Origin of the sequence: Streptococcus mitis (genome assembly GCF_047464945.1) — a bacterium.
In the GTDB taxonomy this organism is placed as follows: Bacteria; Bacillota; Bacilli; order Lactobacillales; family Streptococcaceae; genus Streptococcus; species Streptococcus mitis_EA.
Window position 1 is genome coordinate 1 of sequence record NZ_JASHAX010000009.1, and the last position, 21,426, is coordinate 21,426.

General features: G+C 37.5%; 26 protein-coding genes. 16 read left to right on the forward strand and 10 right to left on the reverse strand.

Annotated features, from left to right (window positions below):
* Positions 1–518: 518 nt before the first annotated feature.
* From QM424_RS08545 to QM424_RS08570, 6 genes are all read right to left on the reverse strand, one after another.
* The gene (locus QM424_RS08545) at positions 519–1,784 is read right to left on the reverse strand and encodes a tyrosine-type recombinase/integrase (protein WP_414394235.1); all 1,266 of its coding nucleotides are present in this window, start codon (positions 1,782–1,784) and stop codon (positions 519–521) included.
* A gap of 100 nt (positions 1,785–1,884) precedes the next feature.
* The gene (locus tag QM424_RS08550) at positions 1,885–2,145 is read right to left on the reverse strand and encodes a sigma-70 RNA polymerase sigma factor region 4 domain-containing protein (RefSeq protein ID WP_414394237.1); all 261 of its coding nucleotides are present in this window, start codon (positions 2,143–2,145) and stop codon (positions 1,885–1,887) included.
* Between the two features lie 78 nt (positions 2,146–2,223).
* Positions 2,224–3,474, reverse strand: a complete 1,251-nt coding sequence (locus QM424_RS08555; protein WP_101776916.1) for a replication initiation factor domain-containing protein — start codon at positions 3,472–3,474, stop codon at positions 2,224–2,226.
* A 308-nt stretch (positions 3,475–3,782) separates the two neighbouring features.
* On the reverse strand, positions 3,783–4,535 hold the full coding sequence (locus QM424_RS08560) for a P-loop NTPase family protein (RefSeq protein ID WP_414394239.1): 753 nt from the start codon (positions 4,533–4,535) through the stop codon (positions 3,783–3,785).
* 12 nt (positions 4,536–4,547) lie between these two features.
* Positions 4,548–5,018 carry an RNA-binding protein gene (locus QM424_RS08565; protein ID WP_258864233.1) on the reverse strand — a complete coding sequence of 157 codons (471 nt, stop codon included), beginning with the start codon at positions 5,016–5,018 and terminating at the stop codon, positions 4,548–4,550.
* A gap of 47 nt (positions 5,019–5,065) precedes the next feature.
* Entirely contained in the window at positions 5,066–5,362 is a 297-nt protein-coding gene (locus QM424_RS08570) for a hypothetical protein (RefSeq protein WP_101776919.1), read from the reverse strand.
* A gap of 413 nt (positions 5,363–5,775) precedes the next feature.
* Here QM424_RS08570 and QM424_RS08575 point away from each other — a divergent pair, with 413 nt between their 5' ends.
* Both QM424_RS08575 and QM424_RS08580 read left to right on the forward strand, forming a co-directional pair.
* Positions 5,776–6,183: a hypothetical protein gene (locus QM424_RS08575; RefSeq protein WP_414394241.1), complete on the forward strand. Its 408-nt coding sequence runs from the start codon at positions 5,776–5,778 to the stop codon at positions 6,181–6,183.
* A 234-nt stretch (positions 6,184–6,417) separates the two neighbouring features.
* Positions 6,418–6,687: a hypothetical protein gene (locus tag QM424_RS08580; RefSeq protein WP_414394243.1), complete on the forward strand. Its 270-nt coding sequence runs from the start codon at positions 6,418–6,420 to the stop codon at positions 6,685–6,687.
* A gap of 40 nt (positions 6,688–6,727) precedes the next feature.
* Here the strand turns inward: QM424_RS08580 and QM424_RS08585 are convergent, their stop codons facing one another.
* Positions 6,728–7,063: a helix-turn-helix domain-containing protein gene (locus QM424_RS08585; RefSeq protein WP_047206714.1), complete on the reverse strand. Its 336-nt coding sequence runs from the start codon at positions 7,061–7,063 to the stop codon at positions 6,728–6,730.
* A gap of 154 nt (positions 7,064–7,217) precedes the next feature.
* Between QM424_RS08585 and QM424_RS08590 the strand changes: the two genes are divergently transcribed.
* Complete coding sequence (locus tag QM424_RS08590) at positions 7,218–9,908, forward strand: SEC10/PgrA surface exclusion domain-containing protein (protein ID WP_414394295.1); 2,691 nt, start codon at positions 7,218–7,220, stop codon at positions 9,906–9,908.
* 5 nt (positions 9,909–9,913) lie between these two features.
* Entirely contained in the window at positions 9,914–10,357 is a 444-nt protein-coding gene (locus tag QM424_RS08595) for a hypothetical protein (RefSeq protein WP_101776921.1), read from the forward strand.
* Between the two features lie 279 nt (positions 10,358–10,636).
* On the opposite strand, the gene rpmG is transcribed toward QM424_RS08595, so the two are convergent.
* Together rpmG and rpmF are read right to left on the reverse strand one after the other, a co-directional pair.
* Positions 10,637–10,786, reverse strand: coding sequence for a 50S ribosomal protein L33 (rpmG, locus tag QM424_RS08600; protein ID WP_001265622.1), 150 nt, complete (start codon positions 10,784–10,786; stop codon positions 10,637–10,639).
* Between the two features lie 15 nt (positions 10,787–10,801).
* The gene (gene rpmF, locus QM424_RS08605; RefSeq protein ID WP_000290417.1) at positions 10,802–10,984 is read right to left on the reverse strand and encodes a 50S ribosomal protein L32; all 183 of its coding nucleotides are present in this window, start codon (positions 10,982–10,984) and stop codon (positions 10,802–10,804) included.
* 230 nt (positions 10,985–11,214) lie between these two features.
* Between rpmF and ilvD the strand changes: the two genes are divergently transcribed.
* Complete coding sequence (gene ilvD / locus QM424_RS08610; RefSeq protein WP_414394245.1) at positions 11,215–12,918, forward strand: dihydroxy-acid dehydratase; 1,704 nt, start codon at positions 11,215–11,217, stop codon at positions 12,916–12,918.
* A 256-nt stretch (positions 12,919–13,174) separates the two neighbouring features.
* Here the strand turns inward: ilvD and QM424_RS08615 are convergent, their stop codons facing one another.
* Entirely contained in the window at positions 13,175–13,516 is a 342-nt protein-coding gene (locus QM424_RS08615; protein WP_001204052.1) for a metal-sulfur cluster assembly factor, read from the reverse strand.
* Between the two features lie 123 nt (positions 13,517–13,639).
* Between QM424_RS08615 and rgg the strand changes: the two genes are divergently transcribed.
* The 11 genes from rgg to QM424_RS08670 all read left to right on the forward strand — a co-directional run bounded on the left by rgg (position 13,640) and on the right by QM424_RS08670 (position 21,417).
* Positions 13,640–14,491: a quorum-sensing system transcriptional regulator Rgg gene (gene rgg / locus QM424_RS08620; RefSeq protein WP_414394247.1), complete on the forward strand. Its 852-nt coding sequence runs from the start codon at positions 13,640–13,642 to the stop codon at positions 14,489–14,491.
* Positions 14,492–14,691: 200 nt separating this feature from the next.
* Entirely contained in the window at positions 14,692–15,939 is a 1,248-nt protein-coding gene (locus QM424_RS08625) for an MFS transporter (RefSeq protein ID WP_414394249.1), read from the forward strand.
* A gap of 228 nt (positions 15,940–16,167) precedes the next feature.
* Entirely contained in the window at positions 16,168–17,448 is a 1,281-nt protein-coding gene (gene hisS / locus QM424_RS08630; protein ID WP_261124789.1) for a histidine--tRNA ligase, read from the forward strand.
* Positions 17,448–17,912: a hypothetical protein gene (locus tag QM424_RS08635; RefSeq protein WP_414361873.1), complete on the forward strand. Its 465-nt coding sequence runs from the start codon at positions 17,448–17,450 to the stop codon at positions 17,910–17,912. The genes hisS and QM424_RS08635 overlap by 1 nt, the downstream gene beginning before the upstream one ends.
* 9 nt (positions 17,913–17,921) lie before the next feature.
* A complete protein-coding gene (locus QM424_RS08640; RefSeq protein WP_001176232.1) occupies positions 17,922–18,128 on the forward strand; it encodes a helix-turn-helix transcriptional regulator in 207 nt (68 codons plus the stop codon).
* Positions 18,128–18,316 (forward strand): hypothetical protein, encoded by a 189-nt coding sequence (locus QM424_RS08645; RefSeq protein ID WP_414361876.1) that lies wholly within the window; start codon positions 18,128–18,130, stop codon positions 18,314–18,316. The genes QM424_RS08640 and QM424_RS08645 overlap by 1 nt, the downstream gene beginning before the upstream one ends.
* The gene (locus QM424_RS08650) at positions 18,303–18,500 is read left to right on the forward strand and encodes a hypothetical protein (protein ID WP_414361878.1); all 198 of its coding nucleotides are present in this window, start codon (positions 18,303–18,305) and stop codon (positions 18,498–18,500) included. The genes QM424_RS08645 and QM424_RS08650 overlap by 14 nt, the downstream gene beginning before the upstream one ends.
* Positions 18,501–18,502: 2 nt before the next feature.
* A complete protein-coding gene (locus QM424_RS08655; protein WP_414361880.1) occupies positions 18,503–19,240 on the forward strand; it encodes a DUF3169 family protein in 738 nt (245 codons plus the stop codon).
* A 10-nt stretch (positions 19,241–19,250) separates the two neighbouring features.
* Entirely contained in the window at positions 19,251–20,075 is an 825-nt protein-coding gene (locus QM424_RS08660; RefSeq protein ID WP_414394251.1) for an ABC transporter ATP-binding protein, read from the forward strand.
* Complete coding sequence (locus QM424_RS08665; protein ID WP_261042480.1) at positions 20,068–20,766, forward strand: ABC transporter permease; 699 nt, start codon at positions 20,068–20,070, stop codon at positions 20,764–20,766. Before QM424_RS08660 ends, QM424_RS08665 begins: the two co-directional genes overlap by 8 nt.
* A 9-nt stretch (positions 20,767–20,775) precedes the next feature.
* Complete coding sequence (locus tag QM424_RS08670) at positions 20,776–21,417, forward strand: type II CAAX endopeptidase family protein (protein ID WP_261024529.1); 642 nt, start codon at positions 20,776–20,778, stop codon at positions 21,415–21,417.
* The last annotated feature ends 9 nt before the right edge of the window (positions 21,418–21,426 follow it).

Below are 21,426 nucleotides of genomic sequence, written 5' to 3' on the forward strand. Positions count from 1 at the left end.
GAACCACGATATCATACAAACTAGAATAAGGACTGACATCCATAGTTAACTGATTATCAAGCATCATCTCACCTCATCTCTAGTATAACAAAAAAGCCATCAATTTGATGACTTTTTCAGTAGGCTCTATTATTGAACTGCGTTTTGTTTTCCAAAAATTTTAGAAAAGATTACTCTATTTCAAAAATTTTTAGGAATGAAAATATAAAAAAAGAGAAACCTCATAATGAAGTTTCTCTTGCTTTTAATCGTCCGAATCAATATTCTTATTTCAAAAAAAGGTAGTGAAAAAGGTAGTCATTCGAACGATTTCCCTTGCAATATAGTGAAATTAACAAAAAGAAAAAACGCTGATCAAGCGTTTTTCTTCTGTATTGATTCGTATTGAATGCTTACTTAACTTCTGTAAGGAATACTTAAAATCTATTTTAGTTGTGATAAACCCTATTAAATCAATGTTTATAAGCTATTGATTTGGATAAAACTGTCAGAGGTTGCCAAAAAGGTTGCCATGAATTTTATGAGGTTAGCTCTGCAATTTTATTTAGATAAATATCTACCGCTTGTGTTTGATTTTTAGGGGCAAGCTCGGCATATATGTCCATAGTAGTTTTGATAGACTTATGTCCCATACGAACCTGTAACTCTTTCCAGTTCATACCTGCATTTAACATCATAGAAGCGTGTGTGTGGCGGAATAAGTGAAAACCATAGTCAGGTAGACCAACTTCTTGTAATCGTCTTTTGAGTGTCGCACGTTCATTCCTATCGCACATATAATTTCCGTAAATAGTTGGGAAAATCAACTTACTTTTTGAAAGACCGTTCTTCTTGAAATAAAGATTCATTTCATCATGGAAGTTTTGAAGTTGCTCAATAATTTGGTACGGAACAGCTATTTTTCTATTGCCCGAATCAGATTTAGGAGTATTTTTACAAACAACCTTTCCTTTTAATCCTAACTTAGGTTTCGCATTTTTCCAAACAAGAGTTTTAGTGACTAATATTTCAGAACTTTCAAAATCAAGGTCATAGATAGTCAAAGCTAATAGCTCATTGATTCTCATTCCTGAAGCAAGTAGACTGTCGCAGATAACTTTAAATCGCCGATTAGCCCTAGTATTAGGTAAAGTATCGACGAAATTTAGCCAGATAGTTAAATCTTCATCATGAAGAGCCATAATGCGTTTTTGATTGCTTTTTGGTTTTGGCGGAATCTTGATAGATTGAACAGGATTATATTTGAGTTCAAAATGTGTTATTCCAAAATTAAAAATCTCTCTTAATTTATGAGCGATTGCTCCGAAATCTTTTGCGCTTCCTTTTTTAGCTCGTTTATTACCAGCATCGACAGATTCTTTAGATTTTTGGGCAAGCTCGTTAATCCATTTTTGTATATCGGAAGAAGTGATTTTATCTGGTTGATAGTGTCCGAATTTGGGGAGGATATAGGTGTCTAGATAGTTCCTCACTCGGTTTAGAGTGTTATCTGAGCTGACCCAAGTTTCGTAGTTGGAGAACCACATTTCAGCTAGATCTGACAAGGTAGCAATGCTAAAAGTTTCTTTCCTTGTTGAACCATTTTCTTCCCAATCAATTTTAGCTTGAATAATTTTACGATCTAAGGATCGTAGGGTTTTAGCTGTTACAGTTGTTTTTACAGGTTTTCCAGTCTTTATATCTAAGCCTAGATAGACGCTCTTTACTGAATAACTAATCTCGCCATTGTCCTTTACTTTCTTGAGGACGGTTTTGCCTTTATGGATGATTTTTTCTATATTCATAGTTGCTCTCCTCAATCAATCGAAGAATTGAAAAAAGCTAAAATAGATAGTATCTCACTTTCTTTCTTTTTTGATACTTCTATTCTAGCACATTTCACTTCTAGTTGTGGCTTAAAAACTCTAAAATAGTATCAATATGATAGTAAACGGTTCTAGTACCCTCAATAGGTGGTTCTAAACGTTTAAGACCTCTATTTTCCCATGACTTTAATGTGTTAGGGGAAATACTGAGCAGATCTAAAATCTCTTTTTGTGTGTAGATGCATGAACTTCTTTTTTCGCTGTTCAAATTCTTTAGCTTTTCAATGATAGTGTGAAGCATGAGTTCGATTTGCTTTAAATCAAAATTATTGCTAGACATACTACTCTCTCTTTCTTTGGTAAATATAATTGAAATATGAGATAATAGCAGTAGGGGTAAGCTACTGCTTATCTCTTGCTAATCCGCAACATCACTTTTAGGCTTCTTGGCGGAATCTTTAGGAGTGATGTTGTTTTTTTGGTAAAAGATTTGAAAGGCATCTTCCAGAAAATCTTTAAAATTTAGTTTTGACAGTTCACCACCGAATTTGTTTAACCATATCCCAACATCTGGATTTGGGATGTAGTTGAATTCGTATTCTTGAACTAACCTGATGATGAAGTAATTACGGGCTTGCGTACCCCAAATTTCCTCAATTTTCTTTAGAAGTGGATAAAATCCGCTACCTTTTAACAAATAAGAAATGGTTGCTAATAAATCATTATTTCGGGAGTTTAAGGATTCAAGCTCTGGGAAGATACCAAAACCTTTAAGTAAATCACTAGTGAATGGCAACAGTTGACCAGTCTCTGCATCATGGAAACAATATTTATCAATCATTTTGTTGACAATGAGCTTGCTCAAATCTTGAGAGCTATCAATAGCAAGCAATAAGGTTAGAATTTGATTGCTATAAGTACCTTTGTAGGAAGCCTCCATGCGTACCCAAGAATTGCAATACTTAGTTAAGTGCATATAGCGACCTTGATTGTCTAATTGTTCCTGATACTTGTTATAGATACGCAATAGAGCACTTACATTCTTTTTCCTGCTACCAATATACATAGTTTGAGCTTGACCATTCACTTCTTGAGCGCTAATCTTAGAAACGTTTTTACGTCCTTTATGATTGGTGATAATATATTTTTTGATTTTTAATCCTTGGTAAAGGTCATTGACAGCCATTGGATAATTAAAGTAATCAACAGCAAGGTCAATACGAGAAAGGCGCAAATCATAATAGTCAGCGTACAGCAGTTGTGCTATATTGTGAACGTCAATTGCTTCACTGTAATAGTCTTGATAGGAGGCTTTATAGTGAGACAAAGCTGATGCAGAAATTTTTAGGATAATTCCCATAGTGAAGTTAGTCTGATGCCAAGCAATCGCAAAGTAATAGGGGAGATTCTGAAAGGTAAATCCCTCTGTATAACCTGCTGGTGGGGTTTTTAGTGGAATATAATTTCCAAAGAGAACTGGGAGGGATAGCTTTTCTGCTACTGTTTCAGACAGCGATAAAGCAATTTGATGCCAATTATCAGGATATTCTCCTACAGTATCTTCTGTCGGTTGGATGACAAATGTAGCTTCATCGACACTGGTCATAATGACTGGGTTATGGTTGTTATCTTTTTGAAGATACTTTTCAATTTCATTTTTACAAATCATTTTATTTTCTTTCTATCCGCCTAAAGAGTGAAAGTTAACTGGGCGGAAAATATTGCTTTAGTTAACTATTTATTGTAATGTAGAGAAATTTCTACGCTTTTATTCTCTCACAGTTTCAGGAAGTAACCACCCTAAATAAAAAGTTATAGAATAACGTTGATATAACAGCATTTTAAGGGGATTGAGCATTTTACCCTAAAGTGGAATTTACAAAGCTTTAGAACAAGGTCAAATGGAACGGGGGTCTTTACATGTCCCCCGTATAATAGCCAGCTAAAGCTGGCGAGGCTGTAAGACCATCTGATTCTCTAAAGTGAATCAGGGTCAACAGCCTCTTCATCAAGAAAATAGCAGTCTGAACGTTGAACAGCCTCCCGAAGCAGTTTTTCTAAAGGAGGTATATTGTGACTTGGTACAAGTATATGACGACTATCTTGCCCATCTATCTTCATGTAGCCGACACCTCTTGGATTGTTTCGCACAATGTCATCTTTTTCATCAGAAAAGAGCATTGAGACCGTTTCTTTAGATAATTTGCCTAGTGCAATTACTGTACCTATAGAATCACGTGATAACCCCAAGCTTGCTTTATGGGCATCTTGCTGGGAAATAATAACAAAAATTGAAAAGGATCGTCCTAGTTGAATAAGGCGAGTATAGTCTTTAATAGCTTGTTCACGCTCCTTTTTGTCTAGGCTATTTTGCCACGCATTGAACTCATCGAAGCAAACCACTACAAATTCTCTGGAACTATCGATTCCTTTTTGGCGATTTTCAAGGATTTTTAATCCTAGAGTAAGTAATTCTGAAACCTCATCAAATCGCTTAAATCCTTTACAGCCATTTAGAAAGGCAAAGTCTGTATCAGCTTTGTAATCACCAATAAGGAACGTTGCTTCTAGGTAGGTACAAGCAAACCTTGCTAAAAAGACCTTTGTTGCATAGGTCTTACCTGAGCCTGAGGAGCCTACCAAAAGAGCGTGAGGTACACGCTCAACTGGTATATCCCAGAAAAAATGATTTCTGTACTCAAATAGATTTTTATCAAGAAAGCATTTCATCTGTTAATACTCCTATTTAGAAGTGTAAGAAAACTGAATTTCCAAATTTAGATAATACTGATTATTATACCGTAACAGTTTTCCAAATTGAGGCGTAACAGAAAGCCACTGCCCTTTGTCTGACCAGCTTTCATAGGTTGTAGATTCAGCTATGTATTTGTTAAACTGTATTAAAAAGACTTGTTGAACATAGCTTTCTTCATTGATATCAGGTTTCTTTGATAACATAATTGGAAAACTAACAAGGTGAGAGCTATTGTCATCGTTACTTTGCAAGAATCGAATGTAGCGACTATCAAAAAGAAGTTTTTGACCTGAAACAGTGGCGCTTTCTTCAATTACCTGTTCAATATCTGCTGTGATTGTTGGAAGGTTTAACTGAAGCGTCTGATCCTGTTTCTGCTTTTCTCTAATTTCACTTACCCTAAGAGCTAAATAAAGAAATCCAGCAAATAAGATAATCAACCAAGATATAAACGACATATAATGATTCCTTTCTAAGGATAAGGGGAGATACTCCCCATTACCCATTAAACCAATTCAATAAAAGCAGACTTAGCTTTTACTGAGAGCGCAGCACGGTTCCCATTAGTGTAGGCGTTGATAGAAACATTTTCGAGAATAATTTCTACTTTTTCATCAAATAAAGTCGTAAAGTCAGAGACATTAACTATATCAGCCTTGATATTTGTTTGACTAAATCGACCGTCTGAAGTTCGTACACCAATAGTCAAATTGGTTTGACCAGTGCTGAGACCAGATGTATAGTCTTTTACTGCCGATGCGCCAATAAATCGACCCTGCAATGTTGTTTGTGTAGCTTCCATAGGCTACCTCTTTTCTAACCGTTTTATTAAATACATCAAAAAATTCACGGCTTTTCAAATTTATTGAAGATATGTATTGTGTGATAGTTACCTCACATCTTAATTATTCCATAAAAACTGACAAGACTTTACCTAAATTCACTTAAAATATAAGTAATAATTTTTCTTGGTTTTTTTAAGATTTTTTTGTTTGTTCAAACCATTGTTTAAAGCTTGCTACATAGCACTTTCAGTGGAATATAATTTATTATCTACCGAGATTATTTGGTTCAAAAAAAAAAATAAATTTTTGTAAGATTGTTATTGAAAACGTTTTACCCTAAACTTTTATAAAAACCCGTTAATATCTTGACGTTTAAAATGTATTAATGCTAAAATGATACATAAACTTTTTTGTGTAAAGGATGTTTGCTATGGAAGAAAAAAAAGAAGAACGCATGCTTGTTGCAGTTACAGTTAATTTGATGCACAAAATGGAAGAATTTAAAGAGTTTAAAGAAGAACAAGGGATTAGTGGAGATTATGAAGCTAAAATTGCTTATCTAGCAGAAAAGTTTCACATGAGCGACCAGACAGCAGAAAATTTGTTGACTGGTAAGGTAGTTTCTAAAAATAATTATTTAGCTATTTTTCCTTCCTTTGACAAAGATAATATAAACAAAAAATCTACTGCATTAGAAAGATTTGCAGAGACTATTGTGGATGAAATAGAGAAGGAAAATGAAGATTATATTACAGAAGTATCTAATATAATCACTAATAAATTAGAAAAACTTGATTTAAAAAATAAGGCAAAAGCTGTATTATCAGATGATAAATGAGCGGAATCATTAAAAAACTCCATAATATCAAGCTTAAAAAGTGTAGAGTTCCCAAATAAGAAAACTAAAATTAATGACTACGCTCTAATTGTATGGATTGATCACTTTTATAAGAGTATCTCTGAACAAGATAATCTATTTGAAATTACTAGCAAATTAGATACTATCTCGAAAGCTATTGAATATCTTCCTCTTGTTGAAAAGATATTTGAATCTGAAGAAAATATTGAAATATTGTCTCGGTTAGATAATCGTCTTGCTTCATTTATGCTAGTTGAACATCTAGAAGAGTTAGGATTATTGGATTGCATTGAAAAAGCAACTAATGGACTAGCGGGGATGAATGAATTTAACATTAAATTTGGAAAAACTTATGATAAATTTGTTTTACTAGATTGGCTATTCAATAATGCTAAGAAAGCATTGAATGGTGAAGATATACCTAAATTTATTCACAGTCAGACTAAAACAGAGCATGATATAAAGGGAGAAACTAAAAATTAAATTAGCAAATTTAAAAAAGCCAAGTTCAAAAATACTTGGCTTAATTTATTTGTTTTAATATATCTCGGAGAGCCTTTATAGTAGGTTCTCTTTTTTCTGTCGGTAGATTTCTAATATCTTCAATGAGTTGTGAAAACTCTCCGCTTTGATTTTGATTTTCAATATTAAAAAAAGTATTCATATCAACTTCAAGTGCTTGTATAATTTTTTCAATGGTTTCAAGCTTAACGTTTAATTGTTTATTTTCTAACCTATATATATAGTTAAAACCCAAATCAGCTTTTTCTGCTAGATATTCTTGTGTCATCCCGCTTTTCAGTCTTAGAAGTCTGATTTGTTTTGCAACAAATTCTCTTAAATTTATTTTTTCAGTCATGATAGTACCTCATAACTATCATACAAGTTTATCTCGTTGAATAAATCGTTATCAAAAGACTGAAATTTTTGAAAGAATAATATTTAAAAGACTGTAAAATGTGGTATAATATTATTCATAAAACAGTCTTTTAAGACATAAAGGAGTTTATATGATGGAATCAAACACACAAGGTCACGGAACCATCAAGAAATTGCGTACTGGTGCAGTCGTTTCTACTTTAGCACTTACAGCTTTTGGGGTATCTACTACGGTATCTGCTAGCGAAACCGAAGTAGCCGTTAATGAACCTGCAACTAGGGTAGTTGCTAAGGACGAGGTTGTCCCTAAAGTTCCTAGTCAATCGGACGTAGATAAGGCTAAGGCTGAGTCAGATAAAGCTAATCAGGATGTAGCTAAGCAAAAAGAAGTTGTTTCAACTACAGAAACTAAGATTGCCGATGCTGAAAAGTCTATCGCTGAAACTACTAAAAAGGTAGAAGAAGCTAAGTCTGTTACACCTGAAAAGGTAGCTGAGGCTAAGGCTGACGCTGACAAGAAAGCCAGTGAGCTTGCGACTGCTGAAAAGACCGTAGCTGATGCTGATAAGTCTGTTTCTGCAACTGCTGAAAAGGTTGCTGACCAAACTAAGGTAGTATCTAATGCTGAGAAAACTGCCACAGCTACGGCTAATAAGGTAGCTGACGCTCAGAAAAAAGTAGATTCTCTTTCATCTACTACTGATACCACCCAACTTGAACAAGAGGTAGCTACGCTTACTAACCAAGTTAAAGGTGACGAGAAAGCCGTAGAGACTGCTCAGACTAACCTTGACAACGGTAAAAAGGCTCAATCTAACAAAGACCAAGCTATCAAAGACGCCCAAGGTAGGGTATCTCAAGCTGAATCTAACCTCAGCCAAGCCACTACAGCTCTTGCTAATGCTAAAGCTGACCAATCCAACAAAGACAAGGCAGTTACTACTGCTAAATCAGCTCTTGAAGTAGCTAAACAAGGTGTCACTGAAACAACTACATCTTCTGAAACAATGTACGATGTTCCTAAAGCAACTTACGCTCCAGCTCTCTCACAAGGGTATATCGATGCAATCAAGGCTCTTGCCAATGGTACAGGTACTGCAGACGCAGTTCGTAAAGCAGCCCTTAAGACCCCTTACATGGACGAAGAAACTGGGGTAGGTTCTAAATCACTTAAAGACTTCAACTCAACTGGAGAGTTAAACGGAGTTCCTTACGGTTCAGAAGATACAGACGCAACAGAGATTGCCGACTTCCAACACCTAACTAAAGACCAACAAATTCGATTGACTACTTATGCAGCGTCAATTATTAATGAGTTGCGTTCTAAGTTTGGAACTAAGCCTGTCACAGTAGGTGATAGTTCTCTTAAATTAGCTGAAGCCTTTAACAACTACGCTAATGCTTTTGTTAGTGCTAACAGTGGTGAGTACTCAGAACATAACACTAAAGGTATCAAAGAGAAGTACGAACTTGCTAAGAAAGAATCTAATGTAGATGTACCATCTCTTGCAATTCGTTCTAAAATGATTCCAGACTTCCTAGGTCTTGATAAGAAATTAACCACTATGGCTCACGTTAAGCAGGTCATGTATCAGGGTATCGTAAATGCCTTGATGGGTGTTAATGAAAATACTTCAAGTGAAGAGCGTTATAGCAGTGCACTTTCTCTCCTTGGATTGCGTGATGCTGACAAGACTAACCTTGGGGTGGGTATCGGATTAATGGGTAGTTACACTACTAAAGGCTACGAAACATCTATAACCTTGTCAGCCCCTCAATCAACTTCTGCAACTACTAAGAAGGTAGACGCTAAGGCAGTTGAAACTGCACAAAAAGCCTATGAAGACGCAGTCAAAGCATCTAAAGAAGCTAAATCAACTGTCCAATCAGCCCAAACTGCCTACACCAACGCTGAAACAGCTCTTGCTAATGCTCGTACTCATCTATCTGATTTGCTAGGTAACAAGATTGATGTTCCGTCACTTGAAAAGGCTCTTGCTGACGCTCAATCTAAACTAGCACAAGACACTAAAGCTTTGCAAACTGCTAAGGAATCGCTTGCTCTAGCTAAATCAAACGCTATGGATAAGGCTAAGGCTCTTGCTGAAGCTAAAACAGCTCTTGAGACTGCTAAAGCTGAACAATCAACTGCTGACCAATCCCTTGCAACTGCCAAAGGTGAATTGGAAGTCCTTACTAAGGCTCATGATGTAGCAGTATTGGCTCGTAAGTCAGCTGGTCAAGACCTTGCTCGTAAACGTGAAGCATCTAAAGAAGCTACTGACACTCATACAGTTCTTGAACTTGCTCTTACACACCGTGATGAAGTCCTTAAGGCTTTGGACAAAGAGCTTACTGATGCTAATGCTAAACTTGGTGTACTCCGTGCTGAATTGGAAACTGCTAAGGAAGAGTTGGCTCACCTAGAGGGTATCGCTGAAGCTAAGGCTCATGGGTATGAAAACTTTAAACAACTCAAAACTGAACATGACGCATACCTTGCAGAACAACAACGCTTGCAAGCTTTGAAAGACAAAGAAGATACAATCCGTAAAGCAGGTGGTCAACCTAAGGAAGTTACTGACGTTAACGGTAAAGTTGTTGATGTTGTGGATGCTAAGGCTCAAAATAAGGTTGTAGTTGCGACAGTAGGAACTAAAGACGATAAAACATATCAAGCTCCTGCACAAGCTACAAATGCAAAAGCAGAACCTAAGAAACAACTTCCAAATACAGGAACAAAGGAGACGATGCTAGGCTTATTAGGTTTTAGCTTATTAGCAAGTTTAGGATTAGGGTATATAAAAAAGGATAGAAAAGGGTAGAATAAATGAGTAATACAAGAAATTGTCTAAGAGAATTTATCAAATATAATTTATCAATTAGAAACTTTACTGTAACAAATCAAGGAAATTATTTGAAAGCAATAAAAGGGAAAGAAAAATATAGAATTTTGCCCGTTACTAGAACAATTCCGATAGAATCTGAAACTACTACTGTTGAAGCAAACTATGAAACTGTTAAAAAATTTCAAAAATATAATAATGGAAAATATATTGATTGTATTGCTTATGCCATAAGCAAAGTATCAGATAATAAAATTCAGGGGCTCGAATTATTTATAATTCCTATAGCAGAATTTGAGAAATATGTTCAACCTGATAAAAAAACTGGGGATGTTTTATCAAGAGCTTCTAATCACTATCATTACAACTATGCAAAATATAGTCATCAAATTAATGAATTAGTACATGATTCTTGGATGAGAAAGTAAAAAATAAAAAATCTTCTTACTTATTGTAGGAAGATTTTTTTGATTCCTAAAATTTATTGAAAAGACTGCGCTATTCCAACAATTTTTAGGAATGAAAAAAGTCCTAGAAAATTCTTAGGACTTTACATTCTTCGATTGTTGACTTTCTTTTTCATTTCAAAAAAGGTTGCCAAAAAGGTTGCCATAGAACTGATTTCAAATGATTTGTAATGAAATTCAATATTTTAAAAATCGCATGAAATCAGTGTTTTTCAGTATGTACTGAAATGTAATGAAACCTTATTTAACTTCTGTAAACACAACGTGTTTGCGAAGTTTTGGTGAGTATTTCTTCAATTGAAGACGGTCTGGAGTGTTACGTTTGTTTTTAGAAGTAAGGTACAAGCGTTCACCAGATTCTTTGTGTTCAAGTGTAATATTTACGCGCATGGTATCTCCCTTCTATTATTCAGCTGATGCAGCTTTAGCGATTTTACGTCCTTTGTAGTATCCTTTAAGTGATACACGGTGAGAACGTGAGTAATCTCCAGTAGTTTCGTCAAAGTTTACAGATGGAGCTGTTACTTTGTAGTGTGTACGACGTTTGTTTTTCTTCGCTTTTGAAGTGCGACGTGCAGGTACTGCCATTTTGATTTCTCCTTTAGGTATTTATATTCGATTCAATCTACTGATTTTCATCAACCATACTAGGATAACACATTTTTTTTGTAAAGTAAAGTTACTTGACAAAAAAAGATGAAAAAATTAGAAGGTCATCAACCAAATTAATCGAAATTTTCTGAAAATTCAAGAATTTTCTTCTGTTCATTGCTTTTAAAATGTGCTATAATAGTAAAAACTGAAATGGGAGGGAACAAATGACTGAATTAGATAAACGTCACCGCAGTAGCATTTATGACAGTATGGTAAAATCGCCAAACCGTGCCATGCTTCGTGCGACTGGTATGACAGATAAGGACTTTGAAACACCGATTGTGGGAGTGATTTCGACTTGGGCGGAAAATACGCCATGTAACATCCACTTGCATGATTTTGGGAAATTAGCCAAAGAAGGTGTCAAATCGGCAGGTGCTTGGCCTGTACAGTTTGGGACTATTACCGTAGCGGACGGGATTGCCATGGGAACGCCTGGTATGCGTTTTTCTTTGACATCTCGTGATATCATTGCAGACTCAATCGAGGCGGCTATGGGTGGTCACAACGTGGATGCCTTCGTTGCTATCGGTGGCTGTGATAAGAACATGCCTGGTTCTATGATTGCCATTGCTAATATGGATATTCCAGCTATTTTCGCCTATGGTGGAACCATTGCACCGGGAAATCTTGATGGCAAAGACATTGACCTGGTTTCTGTCTTTGAGGGGATCGGAAAATGGAACCACGGTGACATGACGGCTGAGGACGTGAAACGCCTTGAATGTAATGCTTGCCCTGGTCCTGGTGGCTGTGGTGGTATGTATACTGCTAATACCATGGCGACTGCTATCGAAGTTTTGGGTATGAGTTTGCCAGGCTCATCCTCTCACCCAGCTGAATCAGCTGATAAGAAAGAAGATATCGAAGCAGCAGGACGAGCTGTTGTTAAGATGTTGGAACTTGGTCTCAAACCATCAGATATCTTGACTCGTGAAGCCTTTGAAGATGCTATCACTGTAACTATGGTTCTCGGTGGTTCTACAAACGCCACTCTTCACTTGCTTGCCATTGCCCATGCTGCCAATGTTGACTTGTCACTTGAGGACTTCAATACGATCCAAGAGCGTGTGCCTCACTTGGCAGACTTAAAACCATCTGGTCAGTATGTCTTCCAAGATCTCTACGAAGTCGGTGGTGTGCCTGCGGTTATGAGATATCTCTTGGCGAATGGCTTCCTTCATGGAGATCGTATCACATGTACTGGTAAGACAGTTGCTGAGAACTTAGCTGACTTTGCAGACCTTACACCAGGTCAAAAAGTTATCATGCCACTTGAAAATCCAAAACGTGCAGACGGTCCGCTTATCATCTTGAACGGGAACCTTGCACCAGACGGTGCGGTTGCCAAGGTATCAGGTGTGAAAGTGCGTCGTCACGTTGGTCCAGCTAAGGTCTTTGACTCAGAAGAAGATGCGATTCAGGCTGTTCTGACAGATGAAATCGTTGATGGCGATGTTGTCGTTGTTCGTTTCGTGGGACCTAAGGGTGGTCCTGGTATGCCTGAGATGCTCTCACTTTCATCAATGATTGTTGGTAAAGGTCAAGGAGATAAGGTTGCCCTCTTGACGGATGGCCGTTTCTCTGGTGGTACTTATGGTCTAGTTGTTGGGCATATCGCTCCTGAAGCTCAGGATGGTGGACCAATTGCCTACCTTCGTACAGGCGATATCGTTACGGTTGACCAAGATACCAAAGAAATTTCCATGGCCGTATCCGAAGAAGAACTTGAAAAACGCAAGGCAGAAACAACCTTGCCACCACTTTACAGCCGTGGTGTCCTCGGTAAATACGCCCACATCGTATCATCTGCTTCACGCGGAGCCGTGACAGACTTCTGGAATATGGACAAGTCAGGTAAAAAATAAACTCAAAAAGCAAGCCAATCTCGGCTTGCTTCTTTTCATCTTCAAAAGTGATTTGCCTGCTTATACTCAATAAAAATCGAAGAGCAAACTAGAAAGCTAGGCGCAGGTTGCTCAAAACACTGTTTTGAGGTTGTGGATAGAACTGACGAAGTCAGCTCAAAACACCGTTTTGAGGTTGCAGATAGAACTGACGAAGTCAGTAACATCTATACGATAAGGCTAAGCTGATGTGGTTTGAAGATATTTTTGAAGAGTATTAACGAGGTGGCAGTCCAAGGGCAATACGGCCGTAGCGACTGATTCGTGTGATCTTCCAGGCAGGCGACCAGGTAACTTCAACCTTGACATCTTCGATACCCTCGATTTGTTTGAGACCTGCAACGATTTCGATAGGCAGGCTTTCGGCACAATCGCAGGCAGTGTCGGTGAAGGTCATGACAATCTTGCAGAGCCCAGTTTCGTCCAGATTGATTTCATAAATCAGGCCTAGATTGTAAACATCCAATTCCACATCTGTATCAAAAACCTTCTCTAGTTTTTCGATAATTTGGTCTTGTAAGGCCAAAGCACGGTCATTGATTTTGATATCGTCTCTCATTACAGTCCCTCCACGTGATAAATATCCTCTATTTTCTCATAATTCTGACAATTTGGCAAGTTTTTGATGAATTTTCTGAAAAATATGATAAAATGAAGAAAATACTGAATCAAGGGGATGCCTATGGAGCAGATTGGAAAAGTCTTTAGACAATTACGAGAGTCAAGAAATATCTCGCTGAGACAAGCAACTGGGGAACAATTTTCGCCGTCTATGTTGTCCCGCTTTGAAACAGGTCAGAGTGAGCTTTCGGTGGAAAAGTTTTTATTTGCCCTAGAAAATATATCTGCCAGTGTAGAGGAAATCCTCTTTCTAGCGAGAGGTTTTCAGTATGATACAGATTCTGAGTTGAGAAAAGAAATCATAGATGTCTTGGATCCAAAGAACATAGCTCCTCTTGAAGACTTGTATCGCAGGGAGTATCAAAAGCATGCCCATTCTCAAAACAAACAGAAACATATTCTAAATGCCATTATTATCAAGTCTTATATGAAGAGCATGGATGAAAGGGTAGAGTTAACAGCAGAGGAAGGGAAAGTTCTTCATGATTATTTGTTTTCTACCGAGATTTGGGGAATCTATGAACTCAATTTATTTTCAGTCAGTTCACCATTTCTATCTGTTTCTCTTTTTACTAGATATGTACGAGAAATGGTTCGAAAATCTGATTTTCTAATGGAAATGTCTGGCAATCGAAACCTTTTTCACACTATACTATTGAATGGCTTTTTAGCCAGCATTGAGTGTGAAGAATTTACCAATGCCTCTTATTTTAAACGTGTTATCGAAGAGCATTTCTATAATGAAAATGAGACCTATTTCCGAATTGTCTATTTGTGGGCGGAAGGTCTCCTTGATAGCAAGCAAGGTAGAGTCAAGGAAGGCCAGAAAAAAATGGAAGATGCTGTCCGTATTTTTGAGATGCTTGGCTGTAATAAATCTGCCGAATACTATAGAAAAACGACTGATTGTTGAATATCTGCAAACTAAGAAAATGATTTGAAATTTTAAGCGATAGAACTGTTGGGCTCTCTCGTGTCACTGGAGAAATTCTATCGTTTCTTTTTGTTCATTTTATTTGTTGCATATATTCAAAAGTTTTTCCTCTAAAATTTCTAAGTGCTATACTATAGTCATACTTCACATAAAACTTCGAACAAGAAGGGAGATTACCTATGAAACTATTGTTTAGAAATCAAGCTTATCGTCTCTTGACTTTGTCACGATTCTTCAATGCTTTTGGTGCTTCAATTTTCAATCTGGTATTTATCGTCTATGCATCGACCTTGCCACAAGCCTCCTTTGCTGTTGCTATGGCGAATATTGTCATGATTATTCCGACTCTCTTTACAGTTTTTGTAGGGATTCGGGCAGATTACACAAGGGACAAGATCAAATGGATGGTCTATAGCGGTTTGTTTCAGGCGGTTTTATTTTTTCTAGTAGCCATAGTTGTTCAGCAAGCTACTCTATTTGCCTTTTCTACTCTGTGTTTGATCAATGTCATTAGTGATGTCATCAGTGATTTTGCCGGTGGTTTGCGCATGCCTCTTATTAAGGAAAAAGTAGCTGAAGATGATCTGATGGAAGCTTATTCTTTTTCACAGTTCATCACCTATATTTCAGCTATTGGTGGTCAAGCTTTCGGAGTCTGGCTCTTAGGACTATCGGTCAACAATTTTTCTCTCATTGCGGGAATCAATGCCTGTTTTTTCCTCGTATCAGCTTCTGTTCTCTTTTTAGGAAGAAGCAAATTGAGCCTGTCAATGTCATCTGCTGATGGTGAAATCCTAAAAAATGAGAAGATTTCTATCAAAGACCAATTTCTAACAATTTATCGAAATTTACGCCTCGTTTTTCTTAAAAGTGGACAGAAAAACTTTGGTTTTATGCTCTTTGCTGTCTTGCTTATCAATGCCTTGGGTGGCGCTTTAGGAGGCATCTATAATATCTTCTTTTTGAGTCATTCTCTCTTGAATTTTTCTTACACAGAGGCATTATTTATCAGTCAAGTCTGTGCTTTAGTAGCAGTCATCATCAGTAGCCTTACGGGCAATGATTATTTTGGCAAGCAGTCCTTGCCTAGATTGATGATGTGGGTGACCGTAGGACTCAGTCTAGTTGGTCTAGCTAATTTATTCAATCAAGTCGTACTTGGTTTACTATTTCTCTGTTCAACTCTGTATGTGTCTGGTAAAGTTCAACCAAAGATTAGTGCCATGCTCATGAAAAATCTAGCTCCAGAGGTTCTAGCTCGTACCAGTAATTTTTTAGGTTTATTGTTCACCTTATCCATACCTGTGGGAACAGCTTGTTTTTCACTTGTTGGCGTATGGAATATACAGTTGACTTGGATACTATTTGTTGGTTTTTCCTTCCTAGCTATTCTTTTGACAGGTATTAATCTCAAAAATGATATCTAATACTCTTCGAAAATCTCTTCAAACCACGTCAACGTCGCCTTGCCGTAGTACGGTTACTGACTTTGTCAGTTCTATCCACAACCTCAAAACAGTGTTTTGAGCAACCTGCGGCTAGTTTCCTAGTTTGCTCTTTGATTTTCATTGAGTATAAATCCTAATTTTTTTCTTACTGTTTTAATCCCTCTATTTATGGTAAAATAAGACTATTAAGTTTAAAGAGGATTCCCTATGAAATTACAAAAACCAAAAGGAACGCAGGATATTTTACCTGCTGAATCTGCCAAGTGGCAGTACGTTGAGGGCTTTGCCCGTGAAATTTTCAAGCGCTATAACTATGCAGAAGTGCGCACGCCTATTTTTGAGCATTACGAGGTTATCAGTCGCTCTGTCGGAGATACAACGGATATCGTAACCAAGGAAATGTACGACTTTTATGACAAGGGTGACCGTCATATTACCCTCCGTCCAGAAGGAACAGCGCCCGTTGTCCGTTCCTATGTGGAAAATAAACTTTTCGCCCCAGAAGTGCAAAAGCCAAGTAAGTTCTACTACATGGGCCCTATGTTCCGCTATGAGCGTCCACAGGCAGGGCGTTTGCGCCAGTTCCACCAGATTGGTGTTGAGTGTTTTGGCTCTAGCAATCCAGCTACCGATGTGGAAACAATCGCGATGGCAGCCCATTTCTTGAAAGAAATCGGCATCCAAGGTGTCAAATTGCACCTCAACACTCTTGGAAATCCTGAGAGCCGTGCGGCCTACCGTCAAGCCTTAATTGACTATTTGACACCGCTCAAGGAGACCTTGTCTAAGGATAGCCAACGTCGTTTGGAGGAAAATCCTCTCCGTGTCTTGGACTCTAAAGAAAAAGAAGACAAGGTAGCAGTAGAGAATGCGCCGTCTATCTTGGATTTCCTTGATGAAGAAAGTCAAGCTCATTTTGATGCTGTCCGTCAGATGTTGGAAAATCTTGGAGTAGACTATATCATCGATACCAATATGGTGCGTGGTCTGGACTATTACAACCACACCATTTTCGAGTTTATCACAGAGATTGAGGGCAATGACTTGACAGTCTGTGCAGGTGGTCGTTACGATGGTTTGGTTGCTTACTTTGGTGGCCCTGAAACTGCTGGCTTTGGTTTTGGACTTGGTGTAGAGCGCCTGCTTCTCATTCTTGAAAAGCAAGGTGTGGCTCTCCCTATCGAAAACGCCCTAGATGTCTATATCGCAGTCTTGGGTGATGGAGCAAATGTCAAGGCCTTGGAGTTGGTACAAGCTCTTCGCCAACAAGGCTTCAAAGCAGAGCGTGATTACCTCAACCGTAAGCTCAAAGCTCAATTCAAGTCAGCCGATGTCTTTGCGGCTAAGACCCTCATCACCCTAGGAGAGAGCGAAGTCGAAAGCGGACAAGTAACGGTCAAGAACAACCAAACCCGAGAAGAAGTGCAAGTTGCGCTTGAGACAATCAGCCAAAACTTCTCAGAAATCTTTGAAAAATTAGGATTTTAATGATAGATAAACTGGTCAGGAATCTACTCCTGACCTTTTTCTTTTGCAAAATGACAAAAATAATAAACTTTTTGACAAATATGCTTGTCAAAAAGAAAAAGATGTGTTACAATATAAGCAAGTTAAGAGAAAAGGAGAAAGGAACGATTATGTGGGCATTAGGATTTGTACCTCTTGTGATTATGTATTATATCTACCATTCCCAAAAGGTCAAGAAACTAGAGAATAAAATCAAAAGAATTGAGCAAAAACAGAAAGGAAATAAAGAAATGTCAAGAATTTTAAAAGAATTGATTGGGAAAACACCGACAATCGTTGGACAAGTTTTTGGAACAGACAACTGGGAAGTTGTAGATGTAGATGAGGAATGGGTCAAGCTACGTCGTGTTGATAAAAAGGGAAAAGAAAAATTCAAACTACAACGCATTGAGGATATCCAAACCGTTGAATTTGACGGAGAGTAGGTGTGTAACATGCAACTAAAAAATCGTCTAAAAGAGCTTCGGGCTCGCGATGGTCTCAATCAAACCGACCTAGCCAAGCTGGCAGGGGTTTCCAGACAGACCGTTAGCTTACTAGAACGGGACGAATACACCCCGTCCGTTGTGATTGCCTTGAAAATATCTCAGATTTTCAACGAAACAGTCGAATCGGTATTTCGCTTGGAGGAGGATGAGTGATGAACATGTATAGAGTGGTTTATTATATGAGTGTTCTTGCCCTTATTGTGAATGCCTTGGCTATGATTGGAACATTACTGGGTTGGTGCTATTTTGTTGAAAGTAAGTATTTGTTTTGGATTAACTTAGTCCTCTTGTCCATTTTCAATCGGTTGAAGAAAAAGGAGAAAGATGATGAACAAGTATAAAGTGATTTATTATGTAGTTGCCATAGCTTTATTAGTCAGCGTGTGTCTACTAATTGGAACAAATCTAGGATGGTTTGATCTCTATTACAGCGACCAATTTGTTTGGGCCTACTTTGCTCTTATCCCAGTCGTTGACTGGATTGAAAAGAAAGCAAACAATTTAGCAAGTGAAAAAGGAGAATGAATATGAAAAAGAAACGTGGATTGTTATTATTTTTAATGTCTATTGTCTTGGGAGGTTTCTTGGGCATGTTTGTAGGGATGTTTAAGGCACGTGCTGAATCCCACGCAATTATGTTAGATGTAAAAATTTTGATACCATGGATATCAGCTATTTGTTTAGTATTAGGTTTCATTAGCATTCTTTTGACATTCAATTTCCTAAAGAAAAGCAGAAAATTTCATTCATTGTATCAAGAGGAAATGGATGATGAGCTGAATGAAACCTACTATGTGCAAATGTATCGGAATCTCGAGTTTGGGACTATTGCTTTTAATAGTGCAAGCGTAGCGATTTTATTGGCTCTCTTCATTTCAGGAAGTGAAGTAATTGTACTCGATATAAGCCATATAACCTTATCCCTTTCCTTTTTGGGATTAGTGTTAGTTTTAAATGCTCAAAAATATCTTTTTAAGACCATTGCGATTGTTCGTCAGTTTGATTTAGTATTTTTCTCAACACCAAAGGATATCTTGGACCATTTCGATTCTTATGATGAAGGGGAGCGCAAGGCTAATTTGGAACAGAGTTTTCGGATTTTATTCCAATTAAATAACTATGTCTTGCCAGCTTTGTACTTTCTGATTGCTCTCTTTTCCTTACTGACAGGAGAGATTCAGTTACTAGCTTTCTTGCTTGTCGGAGCAATCCATATTTATATCAATGTGATGCAGTTACCTATGGTGAAACGTTATTTTAAATAAAGGAGTTTCTATGATTCGTGTTGAAAATGTAAGCAAAAGTTTTGGGAGCAAAAAAGCTCTTCATCAGATTTCTTTTGAGATTAAGGAGGGGGAAATCTTTGGTTTTCTTGGGCCTTCTGGTTCAGGTAAAACAACCATGATCAACGTCTTGACAGGTCAGTTGCCTGCAGATCAAGGTAACACAATTTTGTTAGGTAAGAATTCTCAAGATTTAACTTCAAATGATTTAGAACAAATCGGTATAGTTAGTGATGGCAGTGGTTTTTATGAAAAGATGAGTCTTTATAAAAATCTGCTCATTTACGCTAAGTTATATGGCCTCAAGGCAGATAGAGTACATCAGGTGCTCCAACAGGTTGGATTGGCAGATGCTAAAGATATTATCGCAGAAAAACTATCTACAGGAATGAAACAACGAATGTTCTTGGCTCGTGCCCTTCTGAATGCTCCTAAGATCCTCTTTCTAGATGAGCCAACCAGTGGCTTAGACCCTACAACATCTAAGATGATTCATACCCTACTACAAGAATTAAAGCAGGCAGGGACAACTATCTTTCTGACCACGCATGATATGCATGAAGCAACTCTGCTTTGTGATCGCTTATCTCTTTTGAATAAGGGGAACTTAATAGAGTATGGAAGTCCACAAGATATTATCCAGAAGTACCATGTGGATAAGAAAGTACGTGTAGCTTATAAAGATGGACGAGAACAGATAGTTCCATTTGAAGAATTGCCACATTTAGACACGACAGATTTGATGGTGGTTCACTCTTGTGAGCCGACTTTAGAAGAAATCTTTATCAGATTAACAGGAGAAAAGTTAGATGTTTAGAAAATTAAATGCCCTACTATGGTTAAGATTACAAGTCCTTATTAGCAATTCAACTTTGTTAGCGACTTTATTGATGCCTTTTGGTATTGCTGTTCTATATAATGAATTCATGAATAAGAATGGAGAATTGAGTATGTTTCTCCTCTCTACGAGTTTGACCATGGTCTTGAGTATGGGAAGTGGTTATATGGTATCGATTATGATGGCAGAAGATAAGGAAAAACGAAATCTTAAATCACTCATCCTAAGTGGTGTGACAGCAACAGAATATACTCTTAGTATGCTCGTCCTCCCTATGTTGATTATGTTGCTTGGAATGATTTTACTCCCAGTCTATCTTAAAGTAGATCTATCAGGTTACTTATTTGCCTACGTTATCTATTTGCTCCTAGCAACTATTAGTATTATTTTTCTCAACCTTCTAATCGGTGCGGTGTCAGATACTCAGTCTAAAGCGCAAGTTTATAGTATCTTCCCTATGTTAATTGTCTCTTTTTTACCTATAATTGCTCTTCAAAATGATACGGCTCAGAAAGTGTTAGATTACTCTTTTATTGGTCCAATTGTAAATCTTTTAAATAAAAAAGGTGGAGAGATATCTTTTTCTAACATCGGCATGTTACTTGCTTGGGTACTTGTGTTAGGGATAGCAAACCTCTTTGTATTGAAAAACAGCTATAAAGCAAGATAGGAGACCTTTATGAAACTACTTAAAAACCTCGGCTGGTTTCTTCTAGCCATTCTATCCTTTTTATTCATCTATGGCTTCATTCAGGGGCTCGCGACTACGTCTCTTGCCTTAGGCGCTTCCCCCTATGCTGTTACCTTACTCTATGTGGCCTTGGCTGGAGTTTATGTGTACGGTATTTACAAATGGTATCAGAAAGCTCCTGTTCATATTGAGAAGAGTGGCTTCAACCGATTTATTTGGCTTCCTGCCTTGGTTTGGTTCTTAGCTCTTGTCGTTCAATTCTTCCTGCCTGATGATCCTTCAGTAAATCAGCAAATGGTGACAGATTTGGCCTTGTCTCAACCACTATTCTCCTTCTTTGCTACGGTTATTTTTGCTCCTTTGACGGAAGAACTTATCTTTAGAGGGATGTTGGCACGCTATTTCTTTCCTAAGCAGGACAATAGTAAACAAACTCTGATTTTCCTTCTGGTATCTAGTGTTTTGTTTGCCTTAGGTCATTTCCCAAGTGATGTGCAACAATTTTTAGTCTATTTTAGCCTTGGTTTTAGCTTTGGCTTGGCTTATATTAGTAGAAAGGGGCTCGCTTACAGTATTTCACTACATGCTTTGAATAATTTAGTCAGCTTTTTGATGATTCTCATGCTATAATAGAGTCAG

Excerpts from the sequence above, each read along its gene's own strand:
- QM424_RS08640 (WP_001176232.1), top strand. The coding sequence starts at position 17,922 with ATGCAACTAAAAAATCGTCTAAAAGAGCTTCGGGCTCGCGATGGTCTC.
- QM424_RS08590 (WP_414394295.1), top strand. The coding sequence starts at position 7,218 with ATGGAATCAAACACACAAGGTCACGGAACCATCAAGAAATTGCGTACT.
- QM424_RS08560 (WP_414394239.1), bottom strand. The coding sequence starts at position 4,535 with ATGAAATGCTTTCTTGATAAAAATCTATTTGAGTACAGAAATCATTTT.
- QM424_RS08645 (WP_414361876.1), top strand. The coding sequence starts at position 18,128 with ATGAACATGTATAGAGTGGTTTATTATATGAGTGTTCTTGCCCTTATT.
- QM424_RS08625 (WP_414394249.1), top strand. The coding sequence starts at position 14,692 with ATGAAACTATTGTTTAGAAATCAAGCTTATCGTCTCTTGACTTTGTCA.
- QM424_RS08595 (WP_101776921.1), top strand. The coding sequence starts at position 9,914 with ATGAGTAATACAAGAAATTGTCTAAGAGAATTTATCAAATATAATTTA.
- QM424_RS08655 (WP_414361880.1), top strand. The coding sequence starts at position 18,503 with ATGAAAAAGAAACGTGGATTGTTATTATTTTTAATGTCTATTGTCTTG.
- QM424_RS08635 (WP_414361873.1), top strand. The coding sequence starts at position 17,448 with ATGATAGATAAACTGGTCAGGAATCTACTCCTGACCTTTTTCTTTTGC.
- QM424_RS08670 (WP_261024529.1), top strand. The coding sequence starts at position 20,776 with ATGAAACTACTTAAAAACCTCGGCTGGTTTCTTCTAGCCATTCTATCC.
- QM424_RS08665 (WP_261042480.1), top strand. The coding sequence starts at position 20,068 with ATGTTTAGAAAATTAAATGCCCTACTATGGTTAAGATTACAAGTCCTT.
- QM424_RS08585 (WP_047206714.1), bottom strand. The coding sequence starts at position 7,063 with ATGACTGAAAAAATAAATTTAAGAGAATTTGTTGCAAAACAAATCAGA.
- QM424_RS08575 (WP_414394241.1), top strand. The coding sequence starts at position 5,776 with ATGGAAGAAAAAAAAGAAGAACGCATGCTTGTTGCAGTTACAGTTAAT.
- rgg (WP_414394247.1), top strand. The coding sequence starts at position 13,640 with ATGGAGCAGATTGGAAAAGTCTTTAGACAATTACGAGAGTCAAGAAAT.
- QM424_RS08545 (WP_414394235.1), bottom strand. The coding sequence starts at position 1,784 with ATGAATATAGAAAAAATCATCCATAAAGGCAAAACCGTCCTCAAGAAA.
- ilvD (WP_414394245.1), top strand. The coding sequence starts at position 11,215 with ATGACTGAATTAGATAAACGTCACCGCAGTAGCATTTATGACAGTATG.
- rpmG (WP_001265622.1), bottom strand. The coding sequence starts at position 10,786 with ATGCGCGTAAATATTACACTTGAACACAAAGAATCTGGTGAACGCTTG.
- QM424_RS08550 (WP_414394237.1), bottom strand. The coding sequence starts at position 2,145 with ATGTCTAGCAATAATTTTGATTTAAAGCAAATCGAACTCATGCTTCAC.
- QM424_RS08570 (WP_101776919.1), bottom strand. The coding sequence starts at position 5,362 with ATGGAAGCTACACAAACAACATTGCAGGGTCGATTTATTGGCGCATCG.
- rpmF (WP_000290417.1), bottom strand. The coding sequence starts at position 10,984 with ATGGCAGTACCTGCACGTCGCACTTCAAAAGCGAAGAAAAACAAACGT.
- QM424_RS08565 (WP_258864233.1), bottom strand. The coding sequence starts at position 5,018 with ATGTCGTTTATATCTTGGTTGATTATCTTATTTGCTGGATTTCTTTAT.
- hisS (WP_261124789.1), top strand. The coding sequence starts at position 16,168 with ATGAAATTACAAAAACCAAAAGGAACGCAGGATATTTTACCTGCTGAA.
- QM424_RS08660 (WP_414394251.1), top strand. The coding sequence starts at position 19,251 with ATGATTCGTGTTGAAAATGTAAGCAAAAGTTTTGGGAGCAAAAAAGCT.
- QM424_RS08650 (WP_414361878.1), top strand. The coding sequence starts at position 18,303 with ATGAACAAGTATAAAGTGATTTATTATGTAGTTGCCATAGCTTTATTA.
- QM424_RS08555 (WP_101776916.1), bottom strand. The coding sequence starts at position 3,474 with ATGATTTGTAAAAATGAAATTGAAAAGTATCTTCAAAAAGATAACAAC.
- QM424_RS08615 (WP_001204052.1), bottom strand. The coding sequence starts at position 13,516 with ATGAGAGACGATATCAAAATCAATGACCGTGCTTTGGCCTTACAAGAC.